The sequence below is a fragment of the Clostridium sp. CS001 genome (assembly GCF_020443565.1).
In the GTDB taxonomy this organism is placed as follows: Bacteria; Bacillota; Clostridia; order Clostridiales; family Clostridiaceae; genus Clostridium_AD.
The window spans coordinates 1-10,759 of sequence record NZ_JAIZZN010000053.1; the positions used below are offsets into that span (position 1 = coordinate 1).

Below are 10,759 nucleotides of genomic sequence, written 5' to 3' on the forward strand. Positions count from 1 at the left end.
CCACGTCACCATGGACACCCTTGTCTTAAGCTATGCACTTGGCACTATTAACCCGTGCTAGGGACTTTCACCCTTTAGATTGCGCCCATGCTGGGCGCACAATAAAAATGCTATATTTCATAGCATTTAAATAACATAATATTATCTGCAAATAATAATATATTTTATCCTTCTATTACAATAGATTTTGCCATACTCTCATCAAGTGCATATCTACTATCTTTAATATTTACAATATAATTTCCTGCAAGTTTAGAAATAAGAGTAATCTCTTCTCCTTCAAAGCACCCTAAAGTAAAAAGAAACTTCTTCACCTTTTCTTTTCCTTCAACTCTCTGAATATTAAAAGTCTCACCAATTTTTGCTTTCAATAATAACATACTACTCTCACCTACCTTACAATTTCATTACTAATCATTTCCTTATTGATAAAGAATATCATTTGCAATTAACTTTGTCAATAGGTTAACTATTAATTTTTTTGTAAATTAAATTTTATAATGCAGTTTGCTAAACACTACACCACATTAAAGGCTTCTTCTAGCGCCTAATTACTTCCTGCTAAATATCCTGTAGAAAACGCCATTTGAAGATTATACCCACCTGTTTCAGCGTCAATGTCTATAACTTCTCCTGCAAAATAAAGATTTTTTATAAGCTTTGACTCCATAGTTGAAGCGTTTATTTCCTTGACTTTAACTCCACCTGAGGTTACTTGAGCTGCTTTAATTGACAAGGTTTCTCTAACAGTTAGTTTCATTTCCTTCATGTATTCAATTATCTTATTCTCATCTACCTTCTTTAAATCACTAACTTTAATTTCTGTTAGACCTAATAGTTCAAAGATTTCCTTTAAGAAGTTTTGTGGAAGAATCCCTTTTAAATTATTAAGTACAGTTTTATTTGGATTTACTCTCATAGCCTCTGATATTTCCTCTTTTGACTTATCTCTTAAAAAGTCTAAAGTAACTTCTACCTCTCCATCTCCTAAGGCTTTTGTTATGTAAGAAGACATCTTTAATACTGCTGGCCCCGATATTCCAAAATGAGTAAATATCATATCACCAAACTTTTCTATGCTACTTTTTTTAAGCCTAGCTGAAATTACAACATCCCTCATGGAAACCCCTTGCAAACTCTTAACAAACTCTTCTTTTATGACTAAAGGAATTAAGGCTGCATATAAAGGTGTTATAGTATGTCCATGGCTACGTAATGCTTCAAACATAGAACCATCTGAACCTGAATCAGGGTAGCTCTTGCCCCCTGTTGTAACTATTACCTTTTGTGCTAAAATCCTTTTGCCGTCATCAGTTACTACACCCTTGACTTCTCCATCTTCAACTATTAAGTTCTGAACTTTACTGTTATACATAACCTTAACATTATTATTTATCAAATCATTTTTTAATAATTCTATAACTTCATCTGCTCTGTTACTTTTTGTATATATCTTTTGATCAAGCTCTTCCTTGTATTCCAATCCATTATCTCTAAAGTATTGTAAAAGTTGATTGTTTGAAAATGTATAAAGAGCACTATATAAGAATTTTTTATTGCTAACTATCTTGTCAAAAAATTCCTCAAGCTCTCTATTGTTTGTAATATTGCATCTGCCTCCACCGGTAAGTCTTAACTTTGCACCAACTTCTTTATTTCTTTCTATTAATATAACTTCATTGTTTTTCGCTGCACTAATGGCCGCCATCATACCAGCAGGGCCTCCGCCAACAACAATAACTTTTAACATATTTACACCTCATTAAATTTCATCTTCATTTAGATTATATTTAGTCCCATTTAAACCTTTGTAAGTTCCAATTATATATGAAAAATATGAAAGTGTATATACTCCAACAAACCCATATTAACAAACTAGGATATCCTTACTAAATTAATGTAAATAATATATTGGACATTTTTTATTATTCCATTATAAAAGACAATGACTGACACCTATATGTCAGTCATTGTCTTTGCATATGTATTTTTTATGTATATGAACTGTTCCAAATCATTTAAGAATTGATAAAGCATTGCCCTGTTTTCAAACTCTTCCCTAGTCTTTGGCAGCTCCATTGTTACAAAACTTTCTCTTAGAAGCTTTAAGCTTTTTAAGAGTCCTTCTGCTGTATTATATTCATGTAGGGATTCTGATACTTTTAAAGTAAAGTCAGCAATGATTGTACTCTGCTTGTAGCTTATTGAAAACCTTTCAAAATGTCTTCTCATATTATTTAGAGCATAAAACTGTTGAACCCTCATATCCATATACTTAACATAATAACTATTATCAGAAAACAAAGCATTATTCAAATTTCTATAGGCCCTTTCCCTTCCAACTTTTAATCTACTCTCAAGATTATTAAATAACTGTTCTTCTTTTACAGATACTGAAAACTGTCTTAGAGCTATAGACATATGACACAATATTTCTCTTATACAGTCTTCAATATATTCTTGATCTTCTTTAATTTTATTCTCAACACTTGGCATATAAAGATTTAAAATAAGTGCCACACCTATTCCTATTATCATCAAAGCCAATTCATTCACAATTAATGTTGTGGTCACAGTCTTTTCAACAAGAAAATGGGTTACTAAAACAGAGCTTACTATAATGCCCTCGTTTAACTTAAACCTAGAAGCTAAATATATAAACACCATTAAAAACACTCCGAAAACCACATTGTTAAATCCAAACACCCTAAATAAAACTGTTGAAAGAAATAAAGCAAGAAAACATGCTCCCATCCTTTTGATTGCTATGTTTAAAGATGTCCTTTTGGTACTTTGAATGCTAAGTATTGTTATAATTCCTGCAGCAGTTGCATATTTTAATCCAAAAGCCGTAGCTATGCTTATTGCTATGGTTGCTCCTATTCCTGTTTTTAAAGTTCTATAGCCTATAACCTTCATAAATCACCTCATAAGATCCTTAAATTTTATTTGTTTATTTGTAATGTGATATAATATTACTTAATTATAACATAAAACTTACTTGGAATAATTCAAAAGGAAAGGAGTGACAGCATGTGGAATTTCACCCAAGAATAAAGGGAATCATGCTTGTAATCATATCCTCAATGCTATGGGGAATATCTGGAACTGTTGCTCAATTCTTGATTCAGCAAAAGGGATTTAGTACAGAATGGCTTGTTGTTATTCGTCTATTAGTAGCTGGTCTAATTCTATTATCATATACATCTATAAAAGGTGGTCAATCAATATGGAAGATATGGGAGTCTAAGCGCAGCTACTCAAGCCTTGTACTTTTTAGTATTATGGGCATGTTAGGTATGCAGTATACATATTTTGCTGCTATTAAACATGGCAATGCTGCAACAGCTACCATACTGCAATATTTATCACCAGTGATAATTGCTTGTTATTTAATACTTCGCAATAAAAAAATGCCACGTTTACAAGAATTAATAGCTATAATCCTTGCTATGTTTGGCACATTTCTTATCATTACCAGAGGAAATATACATGCAATATCTATTTCTAAGTTGGCCTTGTTTTGGGGTATTATTTCAGCTTTTGCCACAGCCTTTTACACCTTACAACCACGGTATCTTCTTGCTAAATATGGCTCTGCAGTTGTAGTTGGGTGGGGCATGTTTATTGGTGGAGTAGCTTTTAGTTTTATCCATCAGCCTTGGAACTTTACAGGTGAGTGGTCTCTTGCTTCAATATTCGCTGTTATATTCGTAGTGTTATTCGGAACTCTCATTGCTTTTTATTGTTATTTGGAAAGTTTAAAATATATTAAGCCAACAGAAGCAAGCGTACTAACTTCTGTTGAGCCTTTATCTGCAGCTTTTTTATCTGTGTTATGGTTGCGTGTTCCTTTTGATATGTGGCAACTGATGGGAACATTATGCATTTTAACTACAGTTGTAATTTTGTCTTTTGCAAAAATTAAAAAAGTATAAAAGAATTTTAATTTCTCTATGTCAATGCTATAGATGCCTCATATTCTTAGGTCTCGCTCTATGTTTTCTTTTTGAATCATATCTTTGCCAATAAACTACTTTTTCATTGTATTTAATTCGTGGTTCTTTAAATTCATCTGAACACCCTATATAGAGAACACCTAATGGGATTACATGTTCTGATATACTCAATATCTTACAAACAGGTTTCACTGCCCTTGTAATAGGATACGGTCCAGTCCAATCCAAACAGCCCCGAGTCACATTCCCGAAGCTGCTAGAAGAATATTCTCCATAACTGCACTGCAATCTTAAGAGATTTAAATAGAAACGAAACTAAAGAATTTAATAGTGCACATAATATAATCTATATCCTTCAATGCAAGTTCCCAAATTCCCCCTGGGACAACTACACCGGCATTATTGAAAAGTAAATCAACAGCTCCAAACTTTTCCGCCTTATTCTAATACATAAGCTTTTTCATAGCCTGTTTGTATTGCTTGTCCTATTCTTCCTGGTTTTTCTGCATCACCTAAAACGAATACCTTGTTGAAGTTTTTCTTAAACTCTTGAACAAACTCTTGATCCACTCTTACCCCTAGTGATAAAACAACTGCATCTGCATCTATATTTGTAAAGTTATTATTTAAGGTGTTTTGAACACGAATTCCTGTTTCACTTATTTCAGTAAGTCTTAAAGATGGTATCATGATTACATTATGCTTTTTTAGTCTAGAAGTAACATCGATTAAGTTAGGTAAATATGCACCAGGTCCGATTTTGCTTTGCATTTCAATGACGGTAACTTCATTACCGGATTCTACTAAGTATTCTGCGGTTTCAAGACCGGTTAATCCAGAGCCTACCACAACAACTTTTTTATCCTGTAAAATAACTTTTTTACCTAAAACATCTTGAATAGTGCATACATTTTCTTCATCGAAACCTGGTGCTTTAGGAATATTAGCTTTAGCACCCGGCGCAACAAATACAGCATATGGGTTAAGCTTCTTTAGTTCCTCCACTGTTGCTTTTGTATTTAATTTTATTTCTACACCTAATCTCTTCATTTCATATTCCATGTGATCTAATAAATCATTTAGCTTAGTTTTTAGTGGTGGTTTACTTCCTAGATAAACGCTCCCCCCCAATACACTTCTTTCTTCAAATAGAATAGCTTTAAAGCCTCTTTCAGCCAAGGTTATTGCACTTTGCATACCAGCAGGTCCTCCCCCTACTATGGCTACAACCTTCTTATTTCCGTCTTTTCTTAAATCATCAAACTCAAGCTCTCTTCCCATTTTAGGATTAACAGCACATTTTATACACTTTCCACCCATTAATTCTTCAATACAATATAAACAGGATACACAAGGTCTAATTTCGTTTTCTCTACCTTCAAGGGTTTTTCTGACCCATTCTGGATCCGCCAAATGAGCTCTTCCCAAGGCTACGAAATCTAATCCATCCTCTTCTAATAGTTGCTCAGCAAAGCCCGGTTTTCTTATAACGTCACAAGCTATTACAGGAATCTTCACTGCTGCCTTTATTGTTTTTGCTAGATGTCTTTTCCAGCCTTGTGGATAGGATATAGGTTCTATTATAGTATTAACTGATTCATAAGTTCCGGAACTTACATTAATAGCATCAACACCAGTACTTTCTAGAGATCTAGCTACTTTAACGGCTTCTTCTAGTGTTAAACCACCTTGAACAAATTCATCTCCATCAATTCTCACTGAAATAGGAAAGTCTTTGCCACAAATGTATTTAATTCCTACTATGATCTCTGTGATAAATCTCATTCTATTAGCAAAAGAACCACCATATTTATCTGTCCTTAAATTAGTTAAAGGACTAATAAATTGTCCGATTAAGTATCCATGTGCACCATGTAGTTCAACACCGTCTATTCCAGAAATTTGGGCGATTTTTGCCCCCTTGATAAATTTTTTAGTCATTTCTTCTACTTCTTCAGTGGTAAGTTCTCTAGGCATTTCTCCAATAGCAGAGCTTGTTACTGCACTAGGTCCTACAATTTGCTTGCCTCCAATTAGTCTGCCGTGGGATTGTCTACCTGGATGATGTAGTTGAACAAATATCTTAGAATCATATCTATGTATGGCTCTAGCTAATTTTTCTAGTCTAGGAATTTGATATTCGTCAGTTACACAAAGTTGACACGGAGTTCCAACACCGGTTTCATCATCCACTCTTGTAATTTCAGTGATAATTAATCCGCAGCCCCCCTTAGCCCTATCTGAATAATATTTAATTATTTCATCAGAAGCTTCTCCAGTAGAAGATGCTAAAGATGTGCCAATAGCAGGCATAACTATTCTATTTTTTAATGTTAGATTACCAATTTTTCCAGGTGTAAAAAGTTTAGTATATTTCATCACAAATACCTCCAAATTCTTTCGTTGTTAATAATATAACAAAGAATCTTATAAATTAACATATGGTTAAAGCACAGAAAATACTTTTATTATTGTGCACTATGCACTATACTGTAAATATGATGTATAGCCTTAATTTTTAAGGGGTGATGAATGTGAAAATTACTTTTTATGATATATATAAATACTTCAAAGATAGGATAATCTTAAATAACCTTAATGAATCCACCGAGCTAATACAAATGCTTGAAGCAAAACTCTTAGTAAAAAATCAAAAAATATTTAAAAGTAACTTTATTTATGTAGGTACAACTAGTTTTATTATTAAAAATCAAATTAATTTACAATCAGCTAATGCTATATTAATTGATGATACCTTCGGAAATATTCCTGCTTATAATTTAGGGAGATCTAAATATTTAATATTAGAAAGTAACTGTGAGCTTTTTGAGACTTTTAATGCAATAAATGAATTGTTTACGGAGAACAGTTTGCTAAATGCTTTAAAGAGCTGCATAGCTTTAGAAAATATTGCAGAAGTAGCTTCCCAGGCTTTAGATAATCCAATAATAATCATAGATCCAAGTTATAGAATTTTAGCTAGTTCAGAAATATCAAAAATAAGCGATAAGTTTTGGATTCAAAATGTAAAAAATGGTTATTGCTCCTATGATTTTATTAGCTACGTTAGAAATATGGAGAGTATAAAAAACTCTTTAAATAATATCACACCATTTAAAGTAATTTGTGATAAAAGTCATATAGAGAGATGGGTAACTAAAATTATTGTTGATGGAAAATTAATTGGATATATTATAACTCTCCTGTCAAACTCCCCAATGGAGGAAAATTATAAAAACATATTACTTATGATTTCTAATGTTATTTCCGATAAATTCGAAAAAAATTTAGCTAATAGGAATATGGATAATTTTGATCGTGAAAATTTTCTTGTGGATCTGTTGGACGAAAAAATTAAAGATTATAATGCATTAAAGGAAAAACTAAAAACCTATGGCTTAAACTATAAAAGTAATTTTATAGTAATAGTTTTGGATATAGATAAATTTGATGCCCTCAATAAAACACCTAACTATATATCCGATAAACTAGAAAAACTTTTTCATAAAAAAACACATACCTATTATGAGAACTATATTGTTATGCTTTATGATTATAAAAGCGAACCCTTTATTTCTGCAGAACAAAAACAATTAATTGAAAACTTTGCTAATGAAAATCAAATCCTAATAGGTATAAGTAACACTTTTAGAAATTTGATAAATTCTAGGAAGTACTTTGAACAAGGCATAAGTTCCATTAAAATAAGTGAAAAAGTGAATATAATAAAAACTATAAATTATTACAAAAATATTCAAGCTTATGATTTTATAAATAAAGCAAGCCATACTATAGAAATGGAAAGTTTTATTCATCCTAGTTTAAACATACTTAGAGATTATGATGAAGAGAACAATACAGAGCTTTACAAAACATTATATTTGTATTTAAAAAACAATCACAATTCAGTATTTGCTGCAAAAGAATTATTTATTCATAGAAATACTGTGAAATACAGATTGGATAAAATACTGGAATTAACAGATATAAATTTAAAAAATGAAGATGAGGTATTTCAAGTCTTTTTTTCCTATAAATGCTTGCAATGCAATGGAGTATCAACCAGAAAATAAATTATATAATAAAAAAACACAATGTATAAGATTTTACTTATACATTGTGTTTTTTTAACTTAATTTATCTGTTTTTCTAAGTGCTGAAGGAGTTGTTCCATGTAGTCTTTGAAAAGCTTTGGTAAATGCGTCTGGACTTTCATAACCATATTTAAACGCTATGTCAATTATCTTTGAATTTTTAAAATAAAGCTCTTCTCCAGCAAGCGTAAGCCTACGGTTTCGAATATACTCTGTTAAAGTAAAACCTGTCACTGCATGAAACAAATGCTGAAAATGATACCGTGATGTACATGCAACCTTTGCTATTTCGTCAATATTTAGAGTAGAATCCAAATTGTTTTCAATACACTCAATTGCATTATTAATAGACTTAATTATTTCCAAATTCTTACCTCCATTAAAGTATATATAAATATAAAATTTTATTCCCGTCTTATCGTACTTTAATTTGTCTGGTTTTTCTTGTTCATGTTTATTTATTAATTATACCATCAACAATTGCAATTTTAGCTACTACTGTTGACCTTTTATATCCAATAAAAAGCATATAAAAGCTATGAGGACCATCTTAAAATATAATTATTTTAAGATGGTCCTTTTGGATTTATTTCATAACCTTATTTATTTTACTTTATGATAGGAACATAAATTTCTATTTCCTCATCTTTAGCACACGTAACATTATTATAGACTTCAATCTGTACCCTACTGGAATATTATCTAACCTTTCAACTTCCATACAAATACGATACATTGCAGTATCCCCCTTACTTGTATCTTCTGTCATTCCCATAGTTGCAGGGTAATTTATGGGGCTTGGGATTTTTGAATATGCTTTCTCTTTTACCCACATATCCCATAGCTCACCTATTTGATTATGATCGTTTGTATTGTAGTCAACTTTCACTTCAATACCTATTACAAAAATTTCTTCTTGTTCAATAAACCGTACATTTTTAAAAATACTATCCATACTAATACCTCCATTAAAATATAAGTTTAGATGTTTTAAAGGAATCAATGGCATTTTTGTGGTTCGGAAGCTTCCCGGGGGCATTCCGTAAGATTTTCTAAATGCCTTTGTAAAGGTTTGTTGTGAATTGAACCCATACTGGAATGTAACATCTATTATTCTTTTATTTGTCATTAATAAATCTTGTGTAGCAAGATATAATCTGTATGCCGTCACATACTCTTTCACTGAACATCCAGTAATAACACGGAAAATCTTACAAAAGTATGATTTAGACATATATGCTCGCTTTGCAATTGCATCAAGATTTATCTCATCATTCACATTAACGTTAATAAACTCAACAGCACGTTGCACATTTGCCATATAGTTCATATTCTCACCACCTTCATTATTATTCTAACTTATATTATGGGGTATGTTTTGTCATTTTGTATTTTACTAATAATTTTAAAACACGACATAATATAAATATTTATTTAAACCATCTCTCGTGTACACAATGAGTGCATTTCAGATACATTCCTTTTTTGCCACCATTCAAAGTAGCTATGTCGTTAAAACTTTTCACATTCTAAAAACATGGGACCTTGTATTCGCTGTTACTTGCAAATACAAGGTCCCTACTTAGTATCTATCTTATCTGACCAATAAATTATTTATAGTTCTTTTTATTATTATCGGTATGTTATGTATGCAGTATAACTACTTTGCTGACATTTAAAACAGATCTATAGTGTATCTATAAGCTGAAATATTTCAGTGTTTTCAGGTATATCCTTCATGGAATGACCATAATGTATGTATCTAAGTATCCCTTCTTTATCTACTAACATCTGTGCTGGCATTCTCCCTAACTTAAATAAACTAACCTCTTGCCCATATAGTTTAAGTATGGATTGCTCTTCATCAGGAATACCATAGAACTTAAGATCATTTTCTCTCCAATACTCTTTAAATTTCTTTTCATTTTCAGGTCCTATTACAACTATCTTAGTGTCTTTTTCTACAAACTTATCATAATCTTGATGCAACTGCATCATATGCTTTCTGCAAAATGGTCAAACAAATCCCCTATTTAATACAATTAATACATTGCTTTCTCCTCTAAAATTAGAAAGTTTAATTTTATTTCCATCAACATCTTTTATTTCGAAATCTGGTGCTTTTTCATTTAATTGTGTACTAGGCATTTTATCATCTCCTCATTTTATTTTAAAATTGTAGTAACTCATATTTGTAATATTATTTCTTGATATCATGTAATTATAAATGACTTCCTTAATAATTTGATTGGATACTGTAATATTATTATCTATGTCTGCTGTTAGGTATCCAAGCATATGTCCAAGCTCTATTACTGGATTATTTATATTAAAAACTGGATTTATATTTAATATAAGAATATTATACACACACTCATATAACTCCTTATTATTTTCCATATTCTTTATAAGATCATCAAAGGGCATATTTTTCTCGTTTATTATCATTTTTACTGCCTTCTGAATTTCATAAATAGTCCATGGTTTTTTATTATCTTTTAATATGTGTTCATCTATAACTTGACATATTCTTGATACTAAAAACGGATATCCCTTTGTGAACTTATATATTTCTCTGCGTGAACTACTCAGCAACTAAGAGGTGGGAGCTTCTTGGTCAATACTACTACTGTAGCAAGTTTACCCAAGCTATCAAGGCTATTCCAGCCTCTCTAGTCAATATATCTTATATTACATTGCTAGTTT

11 protein-coding genes are annotated in these 10,759 nt (G+C 31.2%); 2 read left to right on the forward strand and 9 right to left on the reverse strand.

Annotation, left to right across the window (positions count from 1 at the left end; translation table 11 throughout):
* Nucleotides 1-164: 164 nt before the first annotated feature.
* The 3 genes from LGK97_RS19210 to LGK97_RS19220 form a co-directional block, all read right to left on the reverse strand.
* Nucleotides 165-380, reverse strand: a complete 216-nt coding sequence (locus LGK97_RS19210; protein WP_226261872.1) for a FeoA family protein — start codon at nucleotides 378-380, stop codon at nucleotides 165-167.
* Nucleotides 381-547: 167 nt separating this feature from the next.
* Nucleotides 548-1,750, reverse strand: coding sequence for an NAD(P)/FAD-dependent oxidoreductase (locus LGK97_RS19215; RefSeq protein ID WP_226261874.1), 1,203 nt, complete (start codon nucleotides 1,748-1,750; stop codon nucleotides 548-550).
* 206 nt (nucleotides 1,751-1,956) lie between these two features.
* Nucleotides 1,957-2,919 (reverse strand): aromatic acid exporter family protein, encoded by a 963-nt coding sequence (locus LGK97_RS19220; RefSeq protein WP_226261876.1) that lies wholly within the window; start codon nucleotides 2,917-2,919, stop codon nucleotides 1,957-1,959.
* A 116-nt stretch (nucleotides 2,920-3,035) separates the two neighbouring features.
* On the opposite strand from LGK97_RS19220, the gene LGK97_RS19225 reads away from it, so the two are divergent.
* Nucleotides 3,036-3,938, forward strand: a complete 903-nt coding sequence (locus tag LGK97_RS19225) for a DMT family transporter (RefSeq protein WP_226261878.1) — start codon at nucleotides 3,036-3,038, stop codon at nucleotides 3,936-3,938.
* A gap of 27 nt (nucleotides 3,939-3,965) precedes the next feature.
* On the opposite strand, the gene LGK97_RS19230 is transcribed toward LGK97_RS19225, so the two are convergent.
* On the reverse strand, nucleotides 3,966-4,187 hold the full coding sequence (locus tag LGK97_RS19230) for a hypothetical protein (protein WP_226261880.1): 222 nt from the start codon (nucleotides 4,185-4,187) through the stop codon (nucleotides 3,966-3,968).
* Between the two features lie 210 nt (nucleotides 4,188-4,397).
* Nucleotides 4,398-6,338 (reverse strand): NAD(P)/FAD-dependent oxidoreductase, encoded by a 1,941-nt coding sequence (locus LGK97_RS19235; protein WP_226261882.1) that lies wholly within the window; start codon nucleotides 6,336-6,338, stop codon nucleotides 4,398-4,400.
* Nucleotides 6,339-6,493: 155 nt separating this feature from the next.
* Here LGK97_RS19235 and LGK97_RS19995 point away from each other — a divergent pair, with 155 nt between their 5' ends.
* Nucleotides 6,494-8,032: a PucR family transcriptional regulator gene (locus LGK97_RS19995; protein WP_226261884.1), complete on the forward strand. Its 1,539-nt coding sequence runs from the start codon at nucleotides 6,494-6,496 to the stop codon at nucleotides 8,030-8,032.
* A gap of 54 nt (nucleotides 8,033-8,086) precedes the next feature.
* On the opposite strand, the gene LGK97_RS19245 is transcribed toward LGK97_RS19995, so the two are convergent.
* The 4 genes from LGK97_RS19245 to LGK97_RS19260 all read right to left on the reverse strand — a co-directional run bounded on the left by LGK97_RS19245 (nucleotide 8,087) and on the right by LGK97_RS19260 (nucleotide 10,501).
* Entirely contained in the window at nucleotides 8,087-8,419 is a 333-nt protein-coding gene (locus tag LGK97_RS19245) for a helix-turn-helix domain-containing protein (RefSeq protein ID WP_226261886.1), read from the reverse strand.
* Nucleotides 8,420-8,687: 268 nt separating this feature from the next.
* Complete coding sequence (locus LGK97_RS19250) at nucleotides 8,688-9,383, reverse strand: AraC family transcriptional regulator (protein WP_226261887.1); 696 nt, start codon at nucleotides 9,381-9,383, stop codon at nucleotides 8,688-8,690.
* A 356-nt stretch (nucleotides 9,384-9,739) separates the two neighbouring features.
* Entirely contained in the window at nucleotides 9,740-10,201 is a 462-nt protein-coding gene (locus tag LGK97_RS19255) for a peroxiredoxin family protein (protein ID WP_226261889.1), read from the reverse strand.
* A gap of 12 nt (nucleotides 10,202-10,213) precedes the next feature.
* A complete protein-coding gene (locus LGK97_RS19260; protein WP_226261891.1) occupies nucleotides 10,214-10,501 on the reverse strand; it encodes a hypothetical protein in 288 nt (95 codons plus the stop codon).
* Nucleotides 10,502-10,759: the final 258 nt, after the last annotated feature.